Annotated in this window: 25 protein-coding genes; 17 read left to right on the top strand and 8 right to left on the bottom strand. The window is 62.0% G+C overall.

The genetic code is table 11. The features are described from left to right. The first annotated feature begins 24 nt into the window (after positions 1-24). Positions 25-549 (top strand): allophycocyanin subunit beta, encoded by a 525-nt coding sequence (locus SynTAK9802_RS06760; RefSeq protein ID WP_115008950.1) that lies wholly within the window; start codon positions 25-27, stop codon positions 547-549. A gap of 107 nt (positions 550-656) precedes the next feature. Then, positions 657-1,841, top strand: a complete 1,185-nt coding sequence (locus SynTAK9802_RS06755) for an alanine--glyoxylate aminotransferase family protein (RefSeq protein WP_186495515.1) — start codon at positions 657-659, stop codon at positions 1,839-1,841. Here SynTAK9802_RS06755 and SynTAK9802_RS06750 read toward each other — a convergent pair. Beyond that, a complete protein-coding gene (locus tag SynTAK9802_RS06750) occupies positions 1,813-2,316 on the bottom strand; it encodes a nucleoside deaminase (protein WP_186495514.1) in 504 nt (167 codons plus the stop codon). The genes SynTAK9802_RS06755 and SynTAK9802_RS06750 overlap by 29 nt on opposite strands. A gap of 40 nt (positions 2,317-2,356) precedes the next feature. Here SynTAK9802_RS06750 and SynTAK9802_RS06745 point away from each other — a divergent pair, with 40 nt between their 5' ends. Continuing rightward, positions 2,357-3,766 carry an aminotransferase class V-fold PLP-dependent enzyme gene (locus SynTAK9802_RS06745; protein WP_186495513.1) on the top strand — a complete coding sequence of 470 codons (1,410 nt, stop codon included), beginning with the start codon at positions 2,357-2,359 and terminating at the stop codon, positions 3,764-3,766. Positions 3,767-3,887: 121 nt separating this feature from the next. Here the strand turns inward: SynTAK9802_RS06745 and SynTAK9802_RS06740 are convergent, their stop codons facing one another. The 3 genes from SynTAK9802_RS06740 to SynTAK9802_RS06730 are packed head-to-tail and all read right to left on the bottom strand — an operon-like array spanning position 3,888 to position 6,584. Continuing rightward, positions 3,888-5,477 carry a YcjF family protein gene (locus tag SynTAK9802_RS06740; protein ID WP_186495512.1) on the bottom strand — a complete coding sequence of 530 codons (1,590 nt, stop codon included), beginning with the start codon at positions 5,475-5,477 and terminating at the stop codon, positions 3,888-3,890. 34 nt (positions 5,478-5,511) lie between these two features. Next, positions 5,512-6,018, bottom strand: a complete 507-nt coding sequence (gene lspA, locus SynTAK9802_RS06735; RefSeq protein WP_186495511.1) for a signal peptidase II — start codon at positions 6,016-6,018, stop codon at positions 5,512-5,514. Then, on the bottom strand, positions 6,015-6,584 hold the full coding sequence (locus SynTAK9802_RS06730; RefSeq protein WP_186498072.1) for a biotin transporter BioY: 570 nt from the start codon (positions 6,582-6,584) through the stop codon (positions 6,015-6,017). The genes lspA and SynTAK9802_RS06730 overlap by 4 nt, the downstream gene beginning before the upstream one ends. A 56-nt stretch (positions 6,585-6,640) precedes the next feature. On the opposite strand from SynTAK9802_RS06730, the gene SynTAK9802_RS06725 reads away from it, so the two are divergent. Further along, positions 6,641-6,868 (top strand): DUF3148 domain-containing protein, encoded by a 228-nt coding sequence (locus tag SynTAK9802_RS06725; RefSeq protein WP_006849608.1) that lies wholly within the window; start codon positions 6,641-6,643, stop codon positions 6,866-6,868. Here the strand turns inward: SynTAK9802_RS06725 and SynTAK9802_RS06720 are convergent. Further along, positions 6,865-8,121 carry a pitrilysin family protein gene (locus SynTAK9802_RS06720; RefSeq protein ID WP_186495510.1) on the bottom strand — a complete coding sequence of 419 codons (1,257 nt, stop codon included), beginning with the start codon at positions 8,119-8,121 and terminating at the stop codon, positions 6,865-6,867. The genes SynTAK9802_RS06725 and SynTAK9802_RS06720 overlap by 4 nt on opposite strands. Beyond that, the gene (locus tag SynTAK9802_RS06715; protein ID WP_186495509.1) at positions 8,118-9,401 is read right to left on the bottom strand and encodes a pitrilysin family protein; all 1,284 of its coding nucleotides are present in this window, start codon (positions 9,399-9,401) and stop codon (positions 8,118-8,120) included. Before SynTAK9802_RS06715 ends, SynTAK9802_RS06720 begins: the two co-directional genes overlap by 4 nt. An 18-nt stretch (positions 9,402-9,419) precedes the next feature. On the opposite strand from SynTAK9802_RS06715, the gene SynTAK9802_RS06710 reads away from it, so the two are divergent. The 11 genes from SynTAK9802_RS06710 to SynTAK9802_RS06660 all read left to right on the top strand — a co-directional run bounded on the left by SynTAK9802_RS06710 (position 9,420) and on the right by SynTAK9802_RS06660 (position 20,032). Continuing rightward, complete coding sequence (locus tag SynTAK9802_RS06710; protein ID WP_186495508.1) at positions 9,420-10,163, top strand: phycocyanobilin:ferredoxin oxidoreductase; 744 nt, start codon at positions 9,420-9,422, stop codon at positions 10,161-10,163. Further along, the gene (locus SynTAK9802_RS06705) at positions 10,163-11,059 is read left to right on the top strand and encodes an HlyD family efflux transporter periplasmic adaptor subunit (RefSeq protein WP_186495507.1); all 897 of its coding nucleotides are present in this window, start codon (positions 10,163-10,165) and stop codon (positions 11,057-11,059) included. Before SynTAK9802_RS06710 ends, SynTAK9802_RS06705 begins: the two co-directional genes overlap by 1 nt. Next, positions 11,056-12,225: an ABC transporter permease DevC gene (devC, locus tag SynTAK9802_RS06700; protein WP_114989062.1), complete on the top strand. Its 1,170-nt coding sequence runs from the start codon at positions 11,056-11,058 to the stop codon at positions 12,223-12,225. Before SynTAK9802_RS06705 ends, devC begins: the two co-directional genes overlap by 4 nt. Beyond that, the gene (locus SynTAK9802_RS06695) at positions 12,225-12,902 is read left to right on the top strand and encodes a DevA family ABC transporter ATP-binding protein (protein WP_186495506.1); all 678 of its coding nucleotides are present in this window, start codon (positions 12,225-12,227) and stop codon (positions 12,900-12,902) included. Before devC ends, SynTAK9802_RS06695 begins: the two co-directional genes overlap by 1 nt. A gap of 36 nt (positions 12,903-12,938) precedes the next feature. Beyond that, the gene (locus SynTAK9802_RS06690) at positions 12,939-13,094 is read left to right on the top strand and encodes a hypothetical protein (RefSeq protein ID WP_006850288.1); all 156 of its coding nucleotides are present in this window, start codon (positions 12,939-12,941) and stop codon (positions 13,092-13,094) included. Positions 13,095-13,185: 91 nt separating this feature from the next. Then, the gene (locus SynTAK9802_RS06685; RefSeq protein ID WP_186495505.1) at positions 13,186-14,118 is read left to right on the top strand and encodes a glycosyltransferase family 2 protein; all 933 of its coding nucleotides are present in this window, start codon (positions 13,186-13,188) and stop codon (positions 14,116-14,118) included. A 130-nt stretch (positions 14,119-14,248) separates the two neighbouring features. Beyond that, positions 14,249-14,965, top strand: coding sequence for a 30S ribosomal protein S2 (gene rpsB, locus SynTAK9802_RS06680; protein WP_006850376.1), 717 nt, complete (start codon positions 14,249-14,251; stop codon positions 14,963-14,965). Positions 14,966-15,049: 84 nt separating this feature from the next. Then, positions 15,050-15,712 (top strand): translation elongation factor Ts, encoded by a 663-nt coding sequence (gene tsf, locus SynTAK9802_RS06675; protein ID WP_038555235.1) that lies wholly within the window; start codon positions 15,050-15,052, stop codon positions 15,710-15,712. 5 nt (positions 15,713-15,717) lie between these two features. Next, a complete protein-coding gene (locus SynTAK9802_RS06670) occupies positions 15,718-16,839 on the top strand; it encodes a hypothetical protein (RefSeq protein WP_186495504.1) in 1,122 nt (373 codons plus the stop codon). After that, positions 16,794-19,310 (top strand): ATP-dependent DNA helicase RecG, encoded by a 2,517-nt coding sequence (gene recG, locus SynTAK9802_RS06665; protein ID WP_186495503.1) that lies wholly within the window; start codon positions 16,794-16,796, stop codon positions 19,308-19,310. Before SynTAK9802_RS06670 ends, recG begins: the two co-directional genes overlap by 46 nt. Before the next feature lie 20 nt (positions 19,311-19,330). Next, a complete protein-coding gene (locus tag SynTAK9802_RS06660; protein ID WP_186495502.1) occupies positions 19,331-20,032 on the top strand; it encodes a M15 family metallopeptidase in 702 nt (233 codons plus the stop codon). Here SynTAK9802_RS06660 and SynTAK9802_RS06655 read toward each other — a convergent pair. Further along, positions 19,996-21,738 (bottom strand): NADPH-dependent assimilatory sulfite reductase hemoprotein subunit, encoded by a 1,743-nt coding sequence (locus tag SynTAK9802_RS06655; protein ID WP_186498070.1) that lies wholly within the window; start codon positions 21,736-21,738, stop codon positions 19,996-19,998. The two genes, SynTAK9802_RS06660 and SynTAK9802_RS06655, sit on opposite strands and share 37 nt — an antisense overlap. Positions 21,739-21,826: 88 nt before the next feature. On the opposite strand from SynTAK9802_RS06655, the gene glyS reads away from it, so the two are divergent. Next, positions 21,827-23,992, top strand: coding sequence for a glycine--tRNA ligase subunit beta (glyS, locus tag SynTAK9802_RS06650; RefSeq protein ID WP_186495501.1), 2,166 nt, complete (start codon positions 21,827-21,829; stop codon positions 23,990-23,992). A gap of 86 nt (positions 23,993-24,078) precedes the next feature. Beyond that, positions 24,079-24,267, top strand: coding sequence for a hypothetical protein (locus SynTAK9802_RS06645; protein ID WP_370586350.1), 189 nt, complete (start codon positions 24,079-24,081; stop codon positions 24,265-24,267). A gap of 49 nt (positions 24,268-24,316) precedes the next feature. Here SynTAK9802_RS06645 and chlP read toward each other — a convergent pair whose 3' ends face one another. Beyond that, entirely contained in the window at positions 24,317-25,699 is a 1,383-nt protein-coding gene (gene chlP, locus SynTAK9802_RS06640) for a geranylgeranyl reductase (protein ID WP_114989068.1), read from the bottom strand. Positions 25,700-25,805 lie beyond the last annotated feature (106 nt).

Raw genomic sequence — 25,805 nt, 5'->3', positions numbered from 1 at the left:
GGGATCCTCTGGAGATTCAGGGACATGCGCGATGCAATCAGCGGTCTGATCGGTCGTTACGACCAGCTGGGTCGCTATTTCGACCGCCCGGCGATCGACAGCATCAATGTGTATCTGGATGAATCCGCGCTGCGGATTCAGGCCGTAGAGCTGATCAACGGATCCTCGGCCGAGATTGTGCGTGAGGCCAGCCAGCGCCTGTTCCGGGATGAACCCGACCTTTTGCTGCCTGGCGGCAACGCCTACACCACCCGTCGGCTCGCCGCCTGCCTGCGGGATATGGATTATTTCCTGCGTTACGCCAGCTACGCCCTCGTGGCAGGTGACTCCACGATCCTCAATGAGCGTGTGCTGAACGGACTCGACGACACCTACAAGAGTCTCGGCGTTCCCACCGGCCCAACGGTCCGCAGCATCGTTTTGCTGGGAGAGGTTGTTTCCGAGATGCTTCTGGCCAACGGTGCTGCATCCGATCAGCTCGCCACCGTTCTTCAGCCGTTCGATCACCTGGCCAAGGGCCTGGGTGAAACCAATGTGCGCCAGCGCTGATCCAGCACGCTCAACGCAAGATCTGAACAGATTGCAATCAAGCCTCCCTTACCCCTTCCAAGGGGCGTGACTGCGTAGGCTCAACATTCGAACCAATAAACAGGGCTTTGGCGACGACGAACTCACTCCTCTCTGTTGACGATCGTCACCGCAAAGCCTTTGCACCGATCGGCACACCCGACCGCCTCCTGCTTGGACCAGGCCCCTCCAACGCCCATCCAACAGTTCTGAAGGCTCTGTCGCGAACCCCGATTGGTCACCTTGATCCTCTCTATGTGGATCTGATGGGCGAAGTGCAGGAACTGCTGCGTTACGCCTGGCAGACCGACAACCGCCTCACGCTTCCGATGAGCGGCACCGGCAGTGCTGCCATGGAGGCAACCATTGCCAACACCGTCGAGCCTGGAGACACCGTTTTGGTGGCGGTGAAGGGATACTTCGGCCTGCGACTGGCTGACATGGCCGGCCGCTATCGCGCTGAGGTGAAAACCATTGAAAAGCCCTGGGGTGAGTGGTTTTCCCTCGATGAGCTGGAAGCTGCACTGATTGAGCACAAGCCCGCCATCCTGGCGATGGTCCATGCAGAAACCTCAACGGGTGTCTGCCAACCCATGGAGGGCATCGGCGACCTCTGCCGGAAGCATGACTGCCTTCTGCTGCTCGACACCGTCACCTCTCTGGGGGGCGTTCCGCTATACATCGATGAGTGGAAAGTCGATCTCGCCTACAGCTGCAGCCAGAAGGGCCTGAGCTGCCCTCCCGGTCTCGGACCCTTCACCATGGGCCCTCGTGCTGAGGCCAAGATGACAGCCCGTCAAGGCAAGGTGCCCAACTGGTATCTGGACGTCTCCTTGCTGAACCAGTACTGGGGCAGCGACCGCGTCTATCACCACACCGCGCCGGTCAACATGAATTTCGGCATGCGTGAGGCCCTGCGTCTCCTGGCTGAAGAAGGTCTCGACCAGGCCTGGGCACGCCATCGCAGCAATGCGGAGATGCTCTGGAACGGGCTGGAAAGTCTCGGCCTTTCGATGCATGTGCCGGCCGAGCGCCGACTGCCCACCCTCACCACAGTTCGTATTCCTGAAGGTGTGGATGGCAAGGCCTTCAGTCAGCACCTGCTCAACAACCACGGCATTGAAGTTGGTGGTGGACTCGGCAGCCTGGCCGGCAAAATCTGGCGCATCGGCCTGATGGGGTACAACTCCACCCCTGAAAACGTGAACCGTCTGCTCAACCTGTTCGAGACAGAGCTGCCTCGCTTCAGCGGTTCCGTCGCCGCCGCCGCCTGAACCAGCGTTCCAGCTGCTCCCTCGCCTCGGGTTCACGCACGCCCTGAATCACGTTCATGTGGTGATGTGCACTGGCATGGGTGGAGAGGTCCAGGCTTCCCCCCAGGCCACCGCGCTTGGGATCTGACGCCGCAAAAATCACGGTTCCCATGCGGGCCTGCACCAAGGCCCCCGCACACATGGGGCAGGGTTCGAGGGTGACGATCAGGGTGCAGCTGTTGAATCTCCAGTCGTTCTGAACGATCGCTGCCTGTTGCAAGGCCACAAGTTCGGCATGCCCGAGGGGATCCCTGTCGTTCTGTCGCCTGTTCCGTCCATGGCCGATGGCCAGGCCCTGTGCATCCAGGATCACTGCGGCCACAGGAACTTCTCCTTCTGCTCCAGCCTCCTCCGCGCGCTGGAGCAGAACATCCATCCAGCGAGTGAACTCATCCCGCTGATCCACTGCTGTTCCACGTTGTCCTTTGAGCACCATCCCACGAGACGCGAAGATCGGTGCAGTTCACGGGTCTCCGTTGCAAGCCTGTTCCGAGTCTCAGCACCCACCGGATCGGCTTGCTCCGTTCGCCATCCCCTCGGCCGAAGACCCGGTGCTGAAGAACTTCCTGCATCGCAGTTCGGATCTGCTCTGCCGTTGGATCGGCTCCGCTGATCGATCAAGCCCGGTCCCCGTCATGCGGCCCTTGCCTGACGTGGCACCAGGGCTTGAAGGGGCCAGCGTTGAATCGCTGCTCAGTGATCTTCAGCAGGTGATGGATGGGGCGTATCAGCCGTCCCATCCCGGTGCCCTCGCCCATCTCGATCCGCCCCCGCTGACCGCGTCGATTGCGGCGGAATTGGTCTGTGCAGGTCTCAACAACAACCTCCTGGCCGAGGAGCTTTCGCCTGGTCTGACCGGCCTGGAACATGACCTCTGCCGCTGGTTCTGCCACAGGATTGGCTTGCCCGCCGGTTCCGGAGGGGTACTGGCCAGCGGCGGGACCCTGAGCAATCTCATGGCCCTGGTGGCCGCACGGGCGGCGTTGAAGGCCAGCCATCGGGATCCTGTGCTGCTTTGCAGCCAAGACGCTCACGTCTCGATCAACAAGGCGGCAAAGGTGATGGGGCTGGCGGATGATGCCCTTCAGACGCTGCCCGTGGCCGCGGATGGTGGCCTTTGCCTCGAGGCTTTGGCCAAGCGTTTGAGAGCTCTGCAAGCGGAGGGGCGACCTTGTCTGGCGGTGGTGGCCACGGCCGGCACCACGGTGCGTGGAGCCATTGATCCTCTCTCGGATCTAGCAACCCTCTGCCGTGATGCCGGAGTCTGGTTGCACGTTGATGCGGCCATCGGCGGTGTGTTCGCCCTCACGGCTCGCCATGCCTCTCTGATGGATGGCATGGAATCTGCCGATTCGATCACGCTGAATCCCCAGAAATTGCTGGGCATCACCAAGGCGTCATCCCTGCTGTTGCTTCGGGATCGAACCCATCTGCGTCAAGCCTTTTCAACAGGATTGCCCTACATGGAGGCGCCCAGGGGGATGGATCACGGCGGGGAGATCGGCTTGCAGGGCACCCGACCTGCGGAGATCCTCAAGCTTTGGCTGGGCCTACGCCAGTTGGGCGAGGCGGGCATCGAAGCAACGCTCAGCGGAGCTTTGCAACGGCGAACCGCCTTCGCAGCCCAATTGGACCCGGAGAAGTTCACGTTGCTGGCGGGTGACCTGCACCTGCTGGCCTTTCATCCCAAACATGGAGATGCTGCTGCAGCCGGCCGTTGGAGTGAAGACACCCGGCAAATGCTGCTGTCTCACGGCTACATGCTGTCGCGACCGTTCTACGGCGACCGTTTCTGCCTCAAGGCGGTTTTTGGAAACCCCCACACCACGGCTCAGCACCTCAGCGACCTGTCGGGACGACTAAATGAATCGCTGGCTCCAGCCTGATCGTTCACAATCGCCATCGTTCGAGACGCTTCGATGCCGGAACAGCAGCAGGGTTCACGCTGGGTTGCCATCGTCACCGGGGCGATCTCCGTGGCGATTGGTGTGCTCTATCTGCTTCTGATCACCGTTCTGGATGCCCGGGGGCCGATGCTTCCCCCTCCTGCTGAGGCCCTGGCCGGGGGGGAAGACGTCCCGCCGCCGACTGCTGAAGCGGTTCAACCACTTGCCGCATGGCACTGGCCAGAAAGCGCTGCAGTGAGAGTTCCCGCCGGTTGAGCTCAAAGGCCTGTTGAACCACGGTCTGCATGCCACCGTCACCCCAGTCCTGGTCCTGTTCGAAGTAGCGCATGAAACTGCTTCCGGCGATTCGGGTGAGCCATGCGGTCACCACCCCCTGGAGCACCTGCCCCAGCACCAGAGTGGGCAAGCTCAGGCTCAGGCTGGTGCCCAGCAAGCTCATGGCACCTTTGACGATGCCCAACTTGCCCAGGGTCTGTCCAAGGGACAGGGCCAGATCCTTGGCGCGATCACGGGACATCTCGACCCCATAGATCTTGGCCATCTCCAGGATCATCTGGGCATTCACCGCTGCGGTGCTCAACAGATCCACCCCGGGCAGCGGATTGGCAGCGACAATCCCCGCTCCCATCCAGCTGTAGCGGTCAATGCAGCGTTTGGCCTCCCGAGACCGCTGGTCGTTCAACAGGTCACGCCCGCGGCTGTCGAGGGATCGGCACTGCAGAAGGATGTTGTCGGCAATCAATTCCTCCCCCTCGGCGTGCAGCACAACGGCGAGGCGCTGCAGCAGATAGCTGACGTCAGGCAGCGGCTGCAGCGGGCGACGGCCGGGTTGAGGAATCGATTGAGGAGAGGCGCTGCAGGCCACCACATCAGCAGCGTTGAGCTGTCCCTGGCAACGGGAGCGAAGCACCTGCAGGAGCCTTTTCTCCTCGTCAACTCCGCGTAAATCCCGCTTGTTCAGCACCAGGAGCAGCCGCTTGCCGAGCCCGGCGAGCGAGGTCACGACGGCGTATTCCGAGGCTCTGAGGTCCCCATCCACCACCACGATCAACAGATCGGCACGAACCGCACGACGACGGGCTGTTTCCTCCCGGCTGAGTCCTTCGTCTCCGGCTTCCAGGATTCCTGGGGTGTCCACGAGCTGAAGACCACGCTCCAGGCCTTTCAAACGCAGCCGGTAGGCGCGGCTGGTTTTGGTCACGCCCATGGGCGCTCCCACATCGCCGACCATTTCATTGAGCAGGGCACGGATCAGCGATGTCTTGCCACTGGATCCAGTGCCGAACACCACAACCACCAGATCGCCTCGCTTCAGTTCCTCGGCGACCCGGTCGCGTTCGTTCTGAAGGCTGCGGCGACTGATGTCGTCCTGAATGCGTTCGATCAGACGATCCACATGGCCGAGGCTGGTGGTCGCGGCATCCCGCCGGTTCTGTGGAGCCGGGGTGGCTTGGCGTGGGTGTTGGCTTGGGCGTGATTTCAGACGTTTCCACATCGGCCAACCCACCTGCACTGCCAGGGTGGCCACCAGCGCGAACCCCAGCAGCAGCATCGGCGTGAGCAACCAGGGAGGCAGGAAGTAACTCAGATCCCACAGCAGGCTGCGGATGGTCTGAACGGCAGCGCCGATCAGCACGAGTGCCACAAAGGCAACGGAGAGACCGATCAGCAACCGGGTTTGGCGTTTCATGCCTGCGTCACACCAGCCTCAGGGCAAGTTTGGGTCAGCCACGGCTGTTGTCACGGAGGCTGTTGTCACGGAGGCTGCTGTCCCCCCGGCGGGTCCAGAGGTCGATGGCAAAGCAGAGCACGGCGAGATTGATGGCGACATCCGCCCCGTTGAAGATCGGGAAATCGATCGGTTCGAGGGCCAGAAAATCCACCACGTGGCCCAGACGCCAACGGTCGATCCCATTGCCCACGGTTCCGCCCAGAAGCGCTGCTGCGGCGAGGGCCTGCCAGAACGGCAGCACCCGTTCATGCCAGATCCAGAGGATCAGCCCGATGCCCACCCCCAAGCTGAGCAACCCAAGCAGGGCAGTGGAGCCCTGCAAAACACTGAAGGCCGCGCCGGTGTTGTGCACCAATTGCAGCGAGAGCAGATGTGGCAGCAGGGGTAGGGATTGACCCTCTCGCAAAGCGCTCGAGGCCGCCGCCTTGCTCAGCTGATCCACCACCACGATCACTAGGGCAATCAGCAGGGTTGAGCGACGTGGAAGTGGTCTCGTCATGGCTCGATGATCAGCAACCGGCGCAGCACAATTGAAAGGAATCCTGCACCGATGCAGAGCAGCATCTGAGCCGGTAGCGGACCGATTGAAAACTGCATCAGCAGCTCGGGAAAATCAAGGCTCCATCTCCCCAGCAGTGCCCCGAGGGCGAGATTCAGCACCCCGCAGATCTGGAGAACGAGCAGCCCTGCCAGGGCACAGAGCGACTGTCTGGGCAGGTCATCCATGCCGTCCTGCTGCGCCAGTCGACCGGTGAGCCAGGCTGCGGGCACGAAGCCCGCGAGATAGCCGAAACCCGGTTCAAGCACGTAGTTCAGCCCTCCACCGCCATGGAACACCGGCAAGCTGAACAATCCCAGGCTCAGATAGCCAACAGCGGCCATCACGCCGGCACGCGGGCCACTGACCATGGCGCAGAGAAGCAGCGCTGGCACCTGCCACGTGACCGGCAGGGGGAGAAGGATCGGCTCGGGTGCAGGCAGGAACAACGCGGCCTGCACAAGACCACCGATGAGGATGGCTAGCAGACCCGCCAGGGCACCACACCAGGAGGCGAGAGCCCTCACATCACTCATTCAACTCGGCCCATCCTGCTCGACAATGCAGATCCTGCCCAGTTCAGATGTCGGTATCCATTGGCGATCAGCTACGCCTGTCGCAGCAGCTTCCGTACCTCAAGTCGGCGGATCCGATGCCGATGCTGCGACCGCCGGATCTGGTGGCCGCCGGTGAAGTAGGCGAGGTGGTTGCACTTCATCCGATGGACACGGTTGCTGTGCGTTTTCGCCGGGGCACGTTTCTGATCCCCCTTGATCGGCTGGATCCGGTGGATGCCGCTGAGGTGGACTAAGCAGCGTCCCGCCGATCCCAGCGCCGTTCGAGCTGCTTCAGTGCAGCGGAGGTTCCGCACAGGCTGAGTCGTGGTTCCGCCAGCCAACGTTGGGCGGCATGGACCACATTCGTCGGTGTTAGTTCCGCAAGAGCCCGCACACAGCGTTGGTCATGATCGTCGGGGAGCCCTTGGGCCTTCAGCTGAACCCGTCGTTCTGCCCGTTGGGAGCAGGTCTGCAGGCCTTGGGCGAGCTGACCGATGTACTTGGCCCGTGCGAGCTCGAGTGCGGCCTCACTGAGGGGTTGCTCACTCAGCTCGTCCCAGATGTTCAGCAGCAAGTCCAGCGCGAGCTCTGAGCGCTCCTCCACGCTCGAGGCCATCAGCACAAAGGGCGCCGGTCCTGCCAGGGCAGGGAAGTGCGCGGCCACGTCGTAGGCCACGCCATGGTCTTCCCGCAGGCGCTGGAACAGCAGGCTCGACATGCCCACGCCCAGATGGCACTGCAACAGTCGCAACGCCAGTTCATCCGGGTGTCCATGCCCCAGCGTCGCCTGCCCAAGCATCAGAACCACCTGTTCGGTGTCCATTGCTTCGAGCTGGATCGTTTCGGATCCCACCGCTTCGGCGTAGGGACGGCGGCCTGAGCGATCGTTGCCGCTCCCTTCTGGCCAGTCGCGAAAGTCCTCCAGGGTGCCAATCGTGTCGATGATTTGCGGTGGGACGCTGCCCGCCAGGGCGAGAATGCTCGATGCCCTCGGTAGCCGCTCGGCCAGGGGGAGAAGTGCCTCCCGATCCAGATCATCCAGCTCTTCAGCGATGCCCATCGGGTCGTGGCCGTAGCCCCCGTTGCCATAGGTCAGCTGCCGCCATCCGGTCGTGGCGCAATGGAAGGGATCCTCCCGCTGCCGTTGCAAGGCCTGAATCGTGAGCGAACGTTCAAGGGCCACCTGGCCAGGCTCAAGCCGGGGGGAACGAACCATCTGGGCCAGCAGGGGCAGGAGCTGCTGCGCGTCTTCCACCGTGCAGCGCAGGCTCAGCACGAGCGCATCTTCCTGGGCATCGCAGCGCAGACCTGCTCCGCATCCCTCAACCAGGTCCGCCAGGTCAACGTGGTTGTGTCGTCCACAGCCGCGGCTGAGCAGAGATGCCAGCAGGTCATGGGCACCCCGTGTTCCTGCAGGGTCGTCGGCGCTGCCAAAAGGAAGCAGCAGTTTCGCGGCCAGAATCCCCGGGCTTGAGACCGGTTCGATCAGCAGTTCGGGGTTGCTCATCCGTGTTTCGTCTTGGCCTGGGCGGTCAGCACAAACGCCTGTTCGGGTTGAAGCCTTGGGAACAGGTCTGAGCGAAGCCGCTCGGACGTCCATGGCGGCAGGAAAGCAAGGGGATGGAGCAGATCCTGCTGCCGGTCCCAGAGGGTCTGGCTGGCGCTGAGCCCAGACACCTGGCCCGTCGATTCCAAGGCATAGCGCAGTCCGTTGCTCACCAACTGCTGGCCCCGTTTCAGCTCCTGATCGCTGACGAGCTCTTCCGCCATGGCGCGCAGCTGCCGGTTCACCTCATCTTCCACGGCCTTCAGATGCTCGTCCGGACAGATCACCTCCAGCGTGATCAGGCTTCCCTGCTCCAGAACCGAGAGGTCCATCGACACGCTTTCAACGATCTGCAGTTCCTCCCTTAAGCGGTTCACGAGACGGCTGCGTCGTCCTTCCCCCAGCAGGGTTGTGGCGAGATCAGCGGCCATTACCCCTGTTTGATCCTGGGCCCGTGGAGCTTCCCAGAGCATCAGCAGTCGGGCGGATTCGAGCCGGTCCACAACAACGCTCTCGCGTCCAGGACGCACGCTCAGGGGCGATGACGGTGATGAGGGCTCAGGCGCATCCAGGAGGTCCGCTAGAGCCGAGGAACCCAGGGCACTGCGCAGCTCCGCTGACGAAGGCCCGGCCATCGCCAGGCAGCAGTTGGAACCGCGGTACTGCCGCTGATGAAACGCCCGCATGGCCTCGGGCCGCATGGCCTCCAGGCTGCGGGGGGTACCCAGGATGGGGCGGCCGTAGGGGTGCTGGTCACAGCCTTTGCTCAACAGCAGTTGCAGCACCTGCTCGTTGGGTTGATCGGCGTATTGAGCAATCTCTTCCAGCACCACCCCCCGTTCCGTGTTGAACCCCTCAGGCTCGAGGCTTGGCTGCAACACCAGTTCCAACAACAGATCCAACGCTTCGCGGGCTCGATCCGGGGGTGTCAGCACGTGGAAGTGAACGTCATCAAAGCCTGTGGCGGCATTGCTGCTGCCCCCCAGAGCCTCGATGGCTTCATCGAATGCCCCTGCGGCCAGTTGCTCACTTCCCTTGAACACCATGTGCTCCAGGAAATGGGCCATGCCCTCTTCCCCTGGCTGCTCACTGGCACTGCCGGCACGGCACCAGAGATCGAGACAGGTCAGGGGTGCATCCGGCATGTCCGCCGTCACGCAGCGCACTCCGTTGGGGAGGGTCCAATGGTCCAGTGGGGGACCGGAGAACGGAAGGTTCAGAACTGCGTGGCAAAGTTCCATTCTGTGCCTGCCCCTTCGATGCAGCCCATGCCGCTGGCGCCACCGCCAGGACAGCATCCCCTCGTGCAGGCCTTGGCGGCGTCGATCCGTAGTGCCTGGGCAGGATTGCCCGGATTGGAGATCCTCCCCTGCGATGAGGATTTGCGCTTCATCCAGGGACAACTCGATGGCGAGGGCCTATCGATCGGGAACGAGCTTTTTCGCTGTATCGGCCTTCGCAAACTTCATTTGGAGGTTGCGCGACTCGGCAACGGCCTGCAGATCCTCCATAGCGTCTGGTTCCCCGATCCCCACTACGACTTGCCGATCTTCGGGGCCGACATCGTGGCTGGCCCGGCAGGCATCTCCGCCGCGATCGTCGATTTGTCCCCCACCTCCGATGCCTTGCCGGAGCAGCTGATCCAGCGGCTTGAGGCCAGGCCATGGCCGGCGTTCCGTCAGGTTCGGGAGCTGCCGGCCTGGGGATCAGCCATCTTCTCGAACAAGGTGTGCTTCATCCGCCCCGATGGTGCTGACGAGGAAGCAGCCTTTCAGGAACTGGTGAGCCACTACCTGCAGGTGATGGCCACCAGCGTGATCGAGGCGACTCCCGAACCGTCCACGGCTCTCACTACAGTCCGCCGGTACGAGGGTCAGTTGAACTATTGCCTTCAGCAGAAACGCAACGACAAGACCCGCCGCGTGCTCGAGAAGGCCTTCGATTCAGCCTGGGCCGATCGCTACATCGACATGCTTCTTTTCGACAACCCTCCGGAACTCTGATGACCCCCAAGCGCTGGTCTGTTCTGGCTGGAAGTTTGGTCATTGCGGTCATCGGCGGCTGGTTGCTGCGGCCGACGCCCGAACCCAAGCCGGTTGAACCGACGCCTGCACCCACGGTCCGTCCCGAAGCGGTCGCGGCCCTGGGGCAGCTGGAGCCCGCCGGGGACATCCGCAATCTGGCGGCTCCCAATGCGGGGATGGCGGGGACACCCCGGGTGGCAGCCCTCAATGTGAATGAGGGTGATCTGATCAAGACCGGCCAGGTGTTGGCGTCCTTCGATCACCGGGATGGACTGCTCGCTGATCTGGAGCGCGTCGATGCGCAGCTGCGCAGCCTCGATAAGGAGATACAGCTTCAGGACCTTGAGGTAGAGCGCTTCAGCAGAGCCGCCGATTGGGGTGCGGCCGAATTGACTCTGGTGGACAACAAGCGTGAAGAGCTGGTTCGTCTTCAGGGACAGCGGGATCAGGCCCTGGCGGAGCGCAAAGGGCTTCAGGCCGACCTCGTGCTCAGTCAGCTGATCTCGCCCCTTGATGGTGTTGTGCTCAAGCTGCATGCCCGTGCAGGCGAGCGCCCTGGTGCAGAGGGGGTGATGGATGTGGGGGCCAATCAGGCGATGCAGGCCAGCATCGAGGTCTACGAATCCGACATCTCCTTGATCCGCCTCGACCAGTCCGTGCGCCTCATCAGCGAGAACGGTGGTTTCCGAGGTGAACTCGTCGGGCGCGTCCTGCGCATTAGCCCGCAGGTGGAACAACGGTCTGTTCTCTCCACCGATCCCACCGGCGATGCCGACGCCCGCGTTGTGATGGTTGATGTGGTGCTGAACCCTGAAGATGCCGCCAAGGTCAGTCGTCTGGCGGGTTTGAAGGTGATCGCCCGCTTCGATCCATGAACCGGTTCTGGCGGGGGCGTCGGATTCCCCTCTCCTGGCTGTTGCTGACGCGCCAGCCCGTTCGCTTGCTGGTGGCGCTTGCTGGCATCAGTTTCGCGGGAATTCTGATGTTCATGCAGCTTGGATTCCGTGATGGCCTCTTTGATGCCAGCGTCACAGCGCACCGGCTGTTCGATGCTGATGTTGTTCTGATCAGTCCCCGCTCCGCCAGCTCCGTGAGCATGGAGGCCTTTCCAAGGCGGCGGCTGGTTCAGACCCTGGCTGATCCAGACGTCGATGGGGTGACCCCGGTGCATTGGGGGCTGATGCTGTGGCGGAACCCGGAAACGCGGCGCAACCGGTCGATCCTGGCCTTGGGTTTCAATCCCGACGACCCCTTTTTTGTCGATCCCTCCCTGGCTGAGAAAACTGACGCTCTCAAGCAGAAGGGGCGGATCCTCTTCGATCAGCTGTCACGTCCTGAATTCGGACCCATTGCCGATTGGTATCGCGATGGCCGTGTGGTGGAAACCGAGATCGCTGGCAACCGCGTCCGGGTGGCGGGTCTGGTGAGCCTGGGCACCAGCTTCGGTGCCGACGGCAACCTGCTCACGAGCACGGAGACGTTCCTCGATCTGATGCCTCAGAAGCCGCCTGGGGCGATCGAAGTGGGTCTGGTGCGGTTGAAGCCCGGCGCGGATCCTGAGCAGGTGGTGTCCCGATTGAGACAGCGACTGCCCAAGGATGTTTCGGTGCTGACCAAGCAGGGCTTCATCGATTTCGAGCAGAACTATTGGAAGAGCAGCACCTCCATCGGTTTCATCTTCACGCTCGGCGCCGCCATGGGCTTCGTGGTGGGCTGCGTGATCGTTTATCAGGTGCTGTACACCGATGTGAGTGATCACCTGCCGGAGTACGCCACTTTGATGGCCATGGGCTATCGCCTCAGCCATCTGTTGGGAGTGGTGGTTCGTGAGGGCTTCTATCTGGCGGCGATGGGGTACGTCCCCGCCTACATGGCCGGTCAGGGGCTGTATTGGTTCGTTCGTGACGCCACCAAGCTGCCCGTCGGCATGGATCTGTCCCGGGCGTTGACCGTTCTGGTGATGATCCTGGTGATGTGCATGTTGTCGTCGTTCCTGGCCATGCGTCGTCTCATCGATGCAGACCCTGCGGAGATCTTCTGATGGCAGCTGTTGTTGTCGACAACCTCTCCCACGCTTTCGGCCAAGAGGAGATGCGCCGCGCGGTTCTTCAGAACATCAGCTTCAGCATCGAGCCGGGCGAAGTGGTGTTGCTGACCGGTCCTTCGGGCTGTGGCAAGACGACACTGCTCACCTTGATCGGCGCCTTGCGGACGGTTCAGCAGGGTGAGGTGTCGGTGCTTGGTGAGTCCCTGCATGGTGCAGGCCGTCGGCGCCGCCAGCAGGTGCGCCGGCGCATTGGAATGATTTTTCAGGGGCACAACCTTCTGCGCTGCCTCACGGCTGAACAGAACGTGCAGATGGGAGCCGATCTTCTGCCTGATCTCAGTTACAGGGCGCGCCGGGATGAGGCTCGTCAGTGGCTCCGTGCCGTTGGCCTGGAGGACCACATGGCCAAAGTCCCCCATGACTTGTCCGGTGGACAGAAGCAGCGGGTCGCCATTGCCCGTGCCCTTGCCGCAAACCCCCGCCTTCTCCTGGCTGACGAACCCACCGCTGCCCTGGACAGCCGTACGGGCCGGGAGGTGGTGGAGCTGCTTCGCCGACTCGCCCGTGAACAATCCTGCGCGGTGCTGATGGTGACCCATGACCCGCGCATCGTTGATGTGGCCGATCGCCTGCTTCAGATGGAGGACGGGCGATTAAAGAATGCTGTTTAGTACGATGAAAGTTGACATCAGAGCCCGCAGTTCCGCATGGCCAAGCGCAGAAACCTGAAGAAAGAAAAGCAGGAGCGGAACCGCGCCTACGCCCGCAAGTTCAAGAAGCGCAAGATGCGGAACGATGGCCGCGGTGAAGGCGCTGGCAACGGTGTGACCGGAACCGCCAACAACGGTGGTGCCGCCGACTGATCAACGGATCAGACCATGCATCAAAAAGGGGGCCTGCGGGCCCCTTTTTTGTTGTTCGTAGGGTGGGTGACCATTTGCATCGGCTGTCGCGATGTTCGTCAGCGTCGTTATTCCGACCTACAACCGACGCCCGATCCTCGAGAAATGCCTCTCGGCACTGGAAGACCAGCAGCTTGCTGGAGCTCTTCAGGACTACGAGGTTGTTGTGGTTGACGACGGTTCCACTGATGGAACGCCGTCATGGCTGATCGAGCAGTCCCAGCGTTTTCCCCATGTGCGCCTGATCGAGCAGGAGCACGGTGGTCCTGCCGAGGGCCGGAACCGCGGTGTGGATCACGCCCGTGGCGATGTGATCGTCTTCATCGACAGCGATCTGGTGGTCACAGAAACCTTTCTGGCCACCCATGCACGGGCGTTGCAGCAGTACTGGCAACGGCGCGGTGATCGGCTCTGTTTCACCTATGGCGCTGTCATCAACACCGCCAACTTCGAAGCACCCTGCTCGGAGCGCCACAAATTACGAGACTTGTCCTGGGCTTATTTCGCTACCGGCAATGTGGCCATCGATCGGCAGGTGCTGGAGCGCTCAGGCCTGTTTGACACCGGTTTCCGCCTCTACGGCTGGGAGGACCTGGAACTGGGTGAGCGTTTGCGGCGGATGGGGGTTCAGTTGGTGAAGTGCCCGGACGCTGTCGGCTATCACTGGCACCCCGCCCTGAGTCTCGACCAGATCCCCCGACTTGTGGAAGTGGAGGGTGAACGGGCCCGTATGGGGCTTGTTTTTTTCCGCAAACATCCCACCAGGCGGGTGCGGTTGATCATCCAGTTCACCTGGTTCCATCGCATCCTTTGGGAACTGCTCACCCTCGGTGGGCTGATCAATCCCTCCAGCCTTCGCCCGCTGCTCCGTTGGCTGATCCGGCATGGCTATCCCGGAACGGCGATGGAGTTGCTTCGTTTGCCCCTCAATCGCATCGGTGTGCGTGCCCTGTTCCGTGAAGCCAGAGCGGCAGGGCTTCGCTGATCAACGTTTTGATACCTTCTATAGGTCCTTTCACTCCGCACACCTGCCCGTTTCGGGTGCACCGTGAGACCAGCTCCTGCTGGTTGTTCAGGTCCCTGGCAGGTGGAGGCGAACCCGAAACCCTTAAACCATGGCTGTCGTCACCCTCGCTGAAATGATGGAGGCTGGTGCCCACTTTGGGCACCAGACCCGTCGTTGGAACCCCAAGATGTCGCGCTACATCTATTGCGCGCGCAACGGCGTTCACATCATCGACCTCGTGCAGACCGCCGTCTGCATGAACAACGCCTACAAGTGGACCCGTTCTGCGGCACGCAGCGGCAAGCGTTTCCTCTTCGTTGGCACCAAGAAGCAAGCCTCTGAAGTTGTGGCGCTGGAAGCCGCCCGCTGCGGAGCCTCCTACGTAAACCAGCGCTGGTTGGGCGGCATGCTCACCAACTGGACCACCATGAAGGCCCGGATCGACCGTCTCAAGGATCTGGAGCGGATGGAGTCCAGCGGCGCCATCGCCATGCGCCCTAAGAAGGAAGGTGCGGTGCTGCGTCGCGAACTCGAGCGTCTTCAGAAGTATCTGGGTGGCCTCAAGAACATGCGTCGCCTTCCCGATGTTGTGGTCCTGGTGGACCAGCGTCGTGAGTCGAATGCGGTGCTTGAAGCCCGCAAGCTCGACATCCCCCTGGTTTCCATGTTGGACACCAACTGTGATCCGGACCTCTGTGAGGTGCCGATTCCCTGCAACGACGACGCCGTTCGTTCTGTGCAACTGATCCTGGGCCGTCTGGCCGATGCGATCAATGAGGGCCGCCACGGTTCCAACGATCAGCGTGGTGGCGACAGCGAAGGCTGATCTCCTCTCACCGCTAAGTTCACGCCGCTGATTCCAATCAGGGAATCGGCGGCGAATCAATTTCCCTTCTCACTGCTCCGACCGATGGCTGCTGCCGTATCCGCCAAGCTTGTCAAAGAACTGCGCGACAAGACCGGCGCGGGGATGATGGATTGCAAAAAGGCCCTGGCCGCCACGGAAGGCGATGCCAACAAGGCCGTTGAGTGGCTTCGCCAGAAAGGCATCGCCAGCGCTGAAAAGAAATCCGGCCGCACCGCCGCCGAGGGTGCCATCGGCAGCTACATCCACACCGGTGCCCGCGTGGGTGTGCTGGTTGAGGTGAACTGCGAAACCGACTTCGTGGCCCGGGGCGACATGTTCCAGTCGCTGCTGCGTGATGTCTCCATGCAGGTGGCGGCATGCCCCAACGTTGAGTACGTCACCACCGACGAGATTCCCGACGAGATTCGTGAGCGGGAAAAGGCGATCGAGATGGGTCGTGACGATCTCGAGGGCAAGCCTGAGCAGATGAAGGAAAAGATCGTTGAGGGCCGCATCGGCAAGCGCCTCAAGGAACTCGCCCTCATGGAGCAGCCCTTCATCAAGGACAGCTCCATCACCGTTGCTGACCTCGTCAAGCAAACCGCTGGCAAGATCGGCGAGAACGTGAAAGTTCGTCGCTTCACCCGTTACACCCTGGGCGAAGGCATCGAGGTGGAAGAGAACGATTTCGCTGCTGAAGTGGCGTCCATGCAGAACGCCGGCTGATTCCCTTGTCCGACCCGGACGTCAGGCCTGCTTACGACCCGTCAGAACAGCTGGCACGTCTTCAACGGTTGTGCCGGCTGCGGGCTATCGCCCTGTACAGGGAGCAGGCTCTATATCTCCAGGTGCTGCGGGAACTGCTCGAAGGAGCCACCCGTCAGGCCCTGTTCAATCTTCTCGGTGAGGTTGATCCCTCCCGTTTTGGTCGGCTGCCGGAGTCGACCCGTCAGAATTTCCATGCAGCGGTCACAGACCTGATCGACCGCTGCAGCGTTCTGCTCACAGTTGAGCAGCTGATGCAGCTGGTGCGGCAGATGCAGCAGGAGCAACGGCGCCAGCAGGCCCATGCCAGCAGAAGCATGCTGCAGAAGCTCAGTCGCCAGTCCCAGGAGAGTGCGCCTGAACCCGAGCCACCCACGTCTGAGCTCCCACGGGAAGAACCGAGCGGATCCATTCAGTTGAGCTTGGCTTCACCGCTTGAATCCCCTCCGAGGACGGCTTCCCCGGATCCCGTTAAAGAACCGGTCCCTGAACCCGCAGACAACAAAGCTTCGGGTGATTTGGATGTGCTCCGCTCACTGTTCGAGCTGGCCGGTGATGCGATGCAACAGGCCCAACAGCCCCTTGATCCCGGTGCTGTTCTTGATTCATCGGTGGACAGCAACGACCACTTTCTTCCGAATGAACCGGATGCGCTGTTGCACTGGATCCAGGCCATGGATCAGGCGCTTGAGCGACGCCTTCGCAACCTGTCCCATGCGGTGAATGTGCAGATGCTGCGGTCAGGACTGGCCCAGACCCTCCTTCCCATCAGCCTTCTGGATGCTGTCCTGAAGGGGCAGGTCGAAACGCAGCCAACCGCCACGAACGTGCTTCGCCTGCGCCTCCCTCTGGCTGTCGGTGAGCTCGACCAGGGCATGGACGTGCTCTGCGTGCTGTTACGCAGCAACGATCTGGAGTTCGACAGCCCACGTCTGCGTCAGTGCCGCAAACGATTGCGCGCTCACCACCATGCTCTGCTCACAATGGTGCGGCAGCAGCGTCATTGGCAGCGTCGCTCCCTGGATCGTGAGGCCCGGACCCATTGGCAGACCCCATCGGATTCAACGCAGCAGCTGAGCGGGGACTGACCAGCGAGCAGCTGTCGCTGCTCCTCACCTGGATGCTTCCCCTTCAGCGCTCGCTGGGGTTGGAGGCTGACCGTGGTTTTCAGAATCTGCAGGGTCGCCAGCAGCGCTTTCACGCGTTTCTGCAGCAGCAACTCGCAGCGCCTCCGGCCGTTCCCTTCCCCCAGGGGGTCAGTGAACGCATGTCCAAGCTCAGCTCTGGCTTTGCCGACTATCCGGAGCTCGCTGATCCGGCCCGCCGTCGCTTGGTCACCGATGCCCGTCAGTGGCTGCATGAGCTGCGCCATCGCCTGGAACCCTCGGCTCCCATGGCACCGCCACGCCTCAAGGTTCAGGTGTCGCCCCAGCAGCGTGCCAGCTCACCACTGCAGCTCGATAGTTCCATCACCCAGATCCGTGGTGTGGGTCCGAAATTCGCGGCACGGCTGGCTTCGATCGGCCTGCTTCTGGTGCGTGACCTGCTCCGCTATTACCCCCGTGATCATGTCGATTACTCCGCGATGCGCCGCATTGAGGCGCTGGTGTCGGGGGAAACAGCCACGATCGTCGCCACGATTCGCCGGTGCAACGGATTCGTCAGCCCGAGGAACACCAACCTCGCCATCATCGAGCTCCAGCTGCAGGATCCGACGGGGCGCCTGAAGGTGAGCCGTTTCCTGGCGGGCAAACGCTTCAGTTCGCCGGCCTACCTCAAAGGCCAGCAGCGCCTCTACCCAGTTGGTGCCACCGTGGCCGTCAGTGGTCTGGTGAAAGACGGCCCCTACGGCATCACCTTTCAGGATCCGTTGATCGAGGTGCTGGACAGCCCCTCGTCTCCGGTGAAATCCCCCAGCATCGGCCGGCTTCTCCCGGTGTATCCCCTCACCGAAGGGGTTGGCGCGGATCGGTTCCGCAGCCTGATCGATCAGGTCCTGCCCCTCGCCGCATCGTGGCCTGATCCTCTCCCCGCCGTGATGCAGCGGCAATTCCAGCTGCCGGCACTGTCTGAGGCCCTGCAGGCCCTGCATGCGCCTAAGGACCGCGAGAGCCTCGATCGGGGACGGCGCCGGCTGGTGTTCGATGAGTTTCTGCTCCTGCAGCTCGGTCTGTTGCGCCGACGCCAGGCGCTGCGCTCTCGGACGGGCCCGGACCTGGATCTCCAATCCAGTGCCAATGGGCTTGTGGGGGAGTTCATGGATCTTTTGCCCTTCCGCTTCACCGCAGCCCAACAACGGGTGTTTCAGGAGATCGAAGCCGATCTGGCTCGCAGCGAACCCATGGCCCGTCTGGTGCAGGGGGACGTGGGTTCTGGCAAAACGGTGGTTGCCATTGCGGCGTTGCTCAGCACCATTGCCTCGGGCTGGCAGGGGGCCCTGATGGCCCCCACGGAGGTGTTGGCCGAGCAGCATTACCGCAACCTCTGTCAGTGGCTGCCGCAGCTCCATGTGAGCGTCGCCTTGCTGACGGGATCCACGCCGCGGCCCCGCCGTCGGGAGCTGCTGGATGACCTGGCCAACGGGTCGCTAAAGGTGCTGGTGGGCACCCATGCCTTGCTCGAGGATCCAGTTGTGTTCAACCGCCTGGGGCTGGTGGTGGTGGATGAACAGCACCGTTTCGGTGTGCATCAACGGGATCGCCTGCTCAACAAGGGCTTGCAGCCCCATCTGCTCACCATGACGGCAACACCGATCCCTCGGACCCTGGCGCTCTCGATGCATGGGGATCTCGATGTCAGCCAGATCGATGAGTTGCCGCCAGGGCGAACACCGATTCGTACCCGCATGCTCACGGCTGCGAAGCGGGAGAAGGCCTATGAGTTGATCCGCGAGGAGGTGCAGCTGGGCCAGCGGGCCTATGTCGTTCTGCCTCTGGTGGACGAGTCGGAAAAGCTCGAGCTTCGTTCAGCTGTTGAGGTTCACGCTGAATTGGCCTCGGAGGTTTTTCCTGATCTGGCCGTCGGTCTGTTGCACGGGCGTCTCTCCAGTGCCGACAAGCAGGCCGTGCTGACCGATTTCGCTGCGGGCAAGACCCAGGTTCTGGTGTCCACCACGGTGGTGGAAGTGGGGGTGGATGTGCCCGAAGCCAGCGTGATGGTGATCGACCATGCCGAGCGCTTTGGTCTGGCGCAGCTGCATCAGTTGCGGGGGCGCGTCGGCCGTGGTGCGGCTGCCTCCCATTGCCTGTTGATCAACGGCAGCTCCAACCCCCTGGCCCGCCAGCGTCTCGATGTGCTGGTGCGCTCCACCGATGGTTTCGAGATCGCCGAGATGGATCTGCGCCTGCGCGGACCTGGACAGGTGCTGGGGACCCGTCAGTCGGGCCTGCCAGATCTTGCTCTGGCCAGCCTCGCCGATGATGGTGCTGTTCTGGAGGATGCACGAACAGCCGCCCAGGAGCTGTTGAAGACCGATCCTGAGCTCGAGCAGAACCCTTTGCTGCGCGAGACCCTGGAGGCCCAGCAGCGTCGCCTCAGCGGCGGCACCCCCTTGAACTAATTTCATCTGTTGCCGCCTCGATGCGTCCCTGGAGCCCGATTCCCATCGAAGAGTGCGGCGAGCCTTTGCAAGCGCTGCCTCCAGCTTTGTTGCGGATTGAGCCTCATCCGTACATGGCGCTTGGGGCGCCCTATGGAGCATCGGGGAATCCCTTCCAATTGCGCCTGGGGGTCGTTCAGCGCCTGCTTGACGCCCAGCAGCAGCTCGTTGAGCACGATCCCGGTTTGCGCCTGAGCATTTTTGACGCCTGGCGGCCGATCGCCGTGCAGGCCTTCATGGTGGATCACAGCATTGCCGAACTCTGCCGTGAACGCGGTGTTGAAGTGCGCTCGGGGGACGCCTTCGATCAGGTGGTCGCTGATGTGGGGCGGTTCTGGGCAGCCCCCAGTCGGGATCCTGCGACCCCGCCTCCCCACAGCACCGGTGCGGCTGTTGATCTCACCCTCAGCAGCAGTGATGGAACGCCTTTGGCCATGGGGGGAGAGATTGATGCCATTGGTGCGGTGTCTGAACCGCAGCACTACGCCGGTCGGGAAGATTCCGATGCTCAGCGCTGGCATCAACGCCGGCAGTTGCTGGCTGACGTGATGGAAGCGTCCGGCTTCGCCCAGCATCCGAACGAGTGGTGGCACTACTCGTTCGGAGATCAGCTCTGGGCCTGGCGAAGGGGTGCCGCTGTGGCGATCTACGCCGAGGCCGTCAACAGCGCGCTCACTTCCTGATCACCCAGCTTCTCGATGTGGTCTCCGAAACTGCGACGTCCACCCGCGGCTTTCCAGCTGATCAGGAGCGGTTCAAGGGTTTTTTCCAGATCATCCAGGGGAAGTTTTTCCATGTAAGGGCGCGCCAGACGCTGGAGATTGGGGGTGCCGCCGAGCCAGAGCTGGTACTGGTTGACTCCGTTGCCCACCAAGCCCAGCTCGGCCATGTATGGGCGGGCGCAGCCGTTGGGGCAGCCGGTCATCCTCACCAGCAGGGACTTCTCAATCTCAAGCCGCCGCAGTTGGGCATCGAGGCGATCGAGAACATCTGGAAGGATGCGCTCTGACTCGGTGATGGCGAGCCCGCAGGTGGGTAGAGCTGGGCAGGCGATTGCATGCCTGGCCAGAGGGGCTGGTGCTTCAGGCACCTCAAATCCGAGAGCTTCCAGCTGGGTGCGGATGCTGGCCCGCTGGGAGGTGCCGATGTTGCACAGCAGCAGGTCTTGATTGGCGGTGAGGCGAATCTCCAGCTGATACGTCTTCACGAGCTGCCTGAGGCCTGCCTTGAGATCTCCATTCAGGCGACCGCAGAGCAGGGGCAGCCCGACGAACCACATCCCTGCCTTCTGGCGATGCCAGCCGAGGTAGTCCAAAAGTTTGGCCTTGGGCTCATTGCGCAGCCCCTTGAGGTTTCCTTTGAAATACGTCGCGCACAGGGTGTCGCGGAACCATTGGATTCCCTTGTCGTGCAGCAAATACTTCATGCGGGCGTGCTTGCGCACCTCCCGATCACCGTGATCCCGTTGCAGCGCCAGGATCGCCTGAACCACATCCAGAACGTCGGCAGCATCGACGTAACCCAGGGGGTCCGCCGTGCGGGCGAAGGTCTCCTCCTTGTTGTGGGTGCGGCCCATGCCACCGCCCACGTAGACGTTGCAGCCCCGCAGATCGCCGGAGGGGTCGGTGAAGGCCACCAGGCCGATGTCCTGGGTGAGCAGGTCAACAGAGTTGTCCCCCGGCACGGTGACGGCCACCTTGAATTTCCGGGGTAGATAGGTGTCTCCGTAGAGAGGTTCCTCAGTGCTGCCCGAAAAAACGCCGCCTTCGCTCTGGCGCTTTCTGGCCTTCTGAACGGCTCGGCTGGGCTTGAAGCGATAACTCAGGTCACCATCCACCCAGAGGTCCAGATAGGCCCCCTCGGCTGCTTCGGGGCTGAGCAGATCAGCAATTTCATCAGCCAGGCGCCGTGCCACGGGATAGCCGCCTTTCTCAAAAGGAGCTGGTGGTGCCATCACATTGCGGTTGATGTCCCCGCAGGCCGCCAAGGTAGAGCCCATGTTGCGAACGATGGTGCCGATCACCTCTTTCAGGTCGGCTTTGGCGATGCCGTGCATCTGGAAGGCCTGACGGGTGGTGGCCCGCAGGGTTCCGTCCCCAAGGCGGTTGGAGAGGTCATCGAGTGCGAGGAACAGTCGGGCAGGGATGCGTCCACCCGGACTGCGCAGCCGCAGCATCATCTGCCAGCTGCGGACCTTGTCGGTCTTGCGCAGTTCGCGGTGGTGCTGTTGGTAGCTGCCGTGAAACTTCAGCAGTTGAACGGCATCTTCCGTGAAGCGAACATCGTCGTTGCTGAGCTCGTACAACAACGGGTCGCGTAGATGGTCGCTGTCCAGCTTGCGCTGCTCCGCCTTGGACAGCGATTGAGTTCCTGTTTCCGCCACTGCCAAGGAGCCTTCCCCCACCCCGAAAAGGATTTCTTGATTTGAACGTAGCGAAACGGCTTCCAATACAGTCGATTCCGGCTCTGACCTTGGCGTGACGGCAACCTTTCTTCTGGAAATCGGCACCGAGGAGCTTCCTGCCGATTTCGTCAGGCAAGCGCTTGACCAGCTGCAGCAACGGGTGAGCCGTGATCTGCGTGAGGCAAGGCTTGGCCATGGAGCGGTGTCGGTGTTCGGCACCCCCCGGCGTCTGGTGGTCTCCGTTGCTGATCTGGAGGACCGCCAACCCGATCTTGAGGAAGACCGTAAGGGCCCTCCCGTGGCTCAGGCCTTCAAGGACGGCATCCCAGGGCCAGCGGCGATCGGTTTCGCCAAGCGCTGCGGGGTTGATCCCTCAGCTCTTGAGCAGCGTGACACTCCCAAGGGGCCTTGTGTCTTCGCAACCGTGCTCACCCCCGGTCAAGCCTGCGTTGAACTGCTCCAGGGGCTGATTCCCCAATGGATTGATGCGTTGCAGGGGCGGCGGTTCATGCGCTGGGGCACCGGAGCCCAGCGCTTCAGCCGCCCCATTCGCTGGCTGCTGGCGCTGAAGGGTTCAGAGGTGATCCCGGTGGTGTTGGGCGGCGCTGACCCTGAGGTCCGCAGCGATCGTTTCAGCCGTGCCCACCGTCTCCATGGTGACGAGCCCCTCTCCATCGCATCAGCGGAGCAGTTTGGAGAGACCCTTGCCGCCGCTGGAGTTGTTGTCGATCGTGCGGAGCGGGCCAAACGAATTCGCACCAGCCTGGACCAGTCGGCACAGGCCGCCAACGGAACTCCCGACTGTCCGGAGTCGCTGTTTGAGGAACTGGTGGACCTGGTTGAAGACCCCAGGATTCTCGAGGGAACCATTGCTGAGCGGTTCCTCCAGCTTCCTCCGGAGGTGATCAGCACGGTGATGCAGGCCCACCAGCGTTATGTGCCGCTGCAGGTGCCTGGTCTGGAGGCTGATCCGCTCCGACTCACCGCTGAGGCTGTGCTTCGGCCCCAGTTCCTTCTGGTGGGCAATGGCCTGGCCCCGGCGTCGTCCTTGATTGTTCGCGGCAATGAACGCGTGCTTGGAGCTCGCCTGGCGGATGCCGAATTTTTCCTCGATGTTGACCGGCGTCAGTCCAGCGAATCCCGGCGTGAAGCCCTCGACCGTGTCACCTTCGCCGAAGGCCTGGGAAGTCTTCTGGACCGCTCCGAGCGAATCGAGCGGCTCACGGGCCTGCTGTTGAAGCAACTCGGTCTGGATCAGAGTGTGGTGGATGCGGCCCAGCGTGCCGCTCATTTCTGCAAGAACGATCTGGTCAGCCAGATGGTGGGTGAGTTCCCTGAACTTCAGGGTCTGATGGGGGGCAAATACCTCCTGGAGGAGGGAGAACCCCGCAATGTTGCTCTCGCTGTGGTGGAGCACTATCTGCCCCGGGGAGCCGGTGATGCTCTGCCCGCAACCCCCGCGGGAGCCGTTGTGGCCTTGGCGGAACGGCTCGAGCTGCTGCTCAGCATCTTTGCCAAGGGAGAGCGACCAACCGGATCCTCCGACCCCTATGCCCTGCGGCGGGCCGGCAATGGTGTTGTGCAGATTCTCTGGTGCATGGCCTGGCGCCTAGACCTCATGGCCTTCCTCAGCAACGCCGTGGAGGAGTGGGCTGCTCTGTTCCCGGCCTTTGCGGTGGATTCCAGCCAACTGCATAACGACCTCTGTCAGCTGATGCGGCAGCGGATCGTGTCTCAACTGGAAGACGACGGCTTTGCGCCTGATCTGGTGCAGGCTGTGGCTGGTGATGCCGTCTCCAGCCAGCGTCTGCTCAGTGATCCCCTGGATGTCAAGCAGCGGATTCAACTGTTGCGTGACCTTCGGGACAGTGGTCAGCTGGATGCCGTCCAGGCGGTGGTGCAGCGGGCAGCGAAGCTTGCCGAGAAAGGTGATCTGGCACGCGATCAGCTTGTGGCCGGCGAAGTGGTTGAGGCCGAACGGTTCGAGTCCGCCAGTGAGAAGGATCTGTTCGCAGCTCTCGAGCAGCTGCAGCCACTGGCTCAGCGGCGGTCTTATCAGGCCCTTGCCGATGCCCTCGTCGCGGCAACCCCGGCGCTGCAGGCCTTCTTTGATGGTGACACCAGCGTGATGGTGATGGTCGACGATGCCGCGCTGAGGCTCAATCGCCTCAACCTGTTGGCGGTCCTGCGCAATCAGGCTTCGGTCTTGGCCGAATTTGAATCGATTCAATCCAAATGAAGGCAGCCCTGGCCTCTGCGGCTAAGCAGGGGCCAGCCGCTTGAGCCGCAATGTCTGATTAACAGACGACCACAACCCAGCAGCCTGTGGTGATCCGCCAGGGAGGCAATGGTCTGGGAACCGTGATTGCGGCGCTGATCTTGGCTGCTGCCGCCGTTTATGCCATCAACGTCTGGTCGACGACCAAAAAAAAAACATCCCCCGCCAAGAACATTGAGCAGGGGATTGAGCGGATCAAGGATGCCGCTGGCAAGGCAATCGAGTCGCGCAACTGACCAGCAGCATTGTCATTGATGTTGGGGTGATGTTGAGGACCGGCCTCCCTCAGGAGACGCCGGCCTTTTCCTTCGACTCGGAACCTTTGGAGTTCCCCTCCTTGGATTCCCCAGCCTGAGCCTTGATCTGCTGGGCGGCTTCCTCCGCCAAGAAATCACCGTCGGAACGGCCAACGGCCGAAGGAACAGGGTTGTAGACGGATGGAGCCAGAGCCTCGCCCCGGATCAGGCTGCCAAGGGTGCGGAGGGTGAGCTTGATCTGCTGCCAGGGGTTCATCATCACCACCCGTTTGTACAGATAGCTGTCAAACGTCAGCTTCTGCACGTCCTTGTCGTCGCACATCTCGACGAAGGCTTCCCGGGCAGCGTCGTTGCGATAGAAGATTCGCTGCAGGATGTCGAGCACCGCATAGGTGGCACCGTATTTGCGGTCCCAGCGCTTGAGGTAGGTCGACTTGATCTGCTTTTCGGTGGGGATGGAGGCTCCGTTGTTGGAGATTTCCACAATCGCTTCGGCACACATTCGGCCGCTCTTGGCAGCGAAATAAATGCCTTCCCCGGAGCTCTTGGTGACGTAGCCCGCTGCATCGCCCACCAAGGCCATACGGCCCACAACCCTGCGCGGACGTGGGTGCTCAGGAATCGGGTGGGCTTCCACCTTGATCACTTCGCCCTGGAACAGGCGCTTGTTGGCCCGCTCACGAATGCCCCTCTGCAGACCCTTGATCAGGCTCTGGTTCTGCTGCATGGTTCCCGTTCCCACGGCCACGTGGTCGTATTTGGGGAACACCCAGGCATAGAAGTCGGGAGAGACGTCTGTTCCGACGTACATCTCAGCCAGATCTTCGTAGTAGGTCATCTCCTCAGCAGGAAGCTTGATCCGTTCCTGGAAGGCGATGGCCACGTTGTAATCCCCGGCATCCATGGCTTTCGCTACCCGGGAATTGGCGCCATCGGCACCAATGATCAGATCCACAGCCAGAGTCTTCTGCTCACCGGTGGGGCCACCACCGCTGTAGTCGGCGTAATGAATGGTGTAAGGGCCCTGACGGTCTGCACCGGTGTCGATCTTCTGGACCAGGCCGTTAATCAGGGTTGTGCCCAGATCGGCGGCGCGGTTGCGCAGGAAGGCATCGAACACCTCACGACGGCACATGCCGATGTAAGCGTTTTCGTCGTAACCGAGGGGATCGAGCTTGATGTCCACCTCCCGGTTGGAAGGGGAGATCATCTTCATGTTGCGGACCTTGCGGTCGATGATTTCGTCGGGCAGGTCGAACTCTTCGACCATGCAAAGCGGAATGGCTCCACCACAGGGTTTGGCATTGTCGAGTTTGCGCTCGAACAGCCAGGTTTCAATTCCCGCCTTGGCCAGAATTTCGGCAGCACAGGAGCCACTTGGGCCACCGCCGATCACCGCAACTCGCAACATCTCAGCCCGTCTCCGCTGGATTGTTTTGTGAAGCTATCACTGTCACAACAACCATTGTGGGTTGAGCTGGCTGCTGCCTTTACGATCGAAACAACACGCATCTGCG

Source organism: Synechococcus sp. TAK9802 (assembly GCF_014279535.1).
Classification (GTDB): Bacteria; Cyanobacteriota; Cyanobacteriia; order PCC-6307; family Cyanobiaceae; genus Parasynechococcus.
Note: the sequence above shows the minus strand (reverse complement) of the source record. Positions and strands in the feature narration are given on the sequence as shown.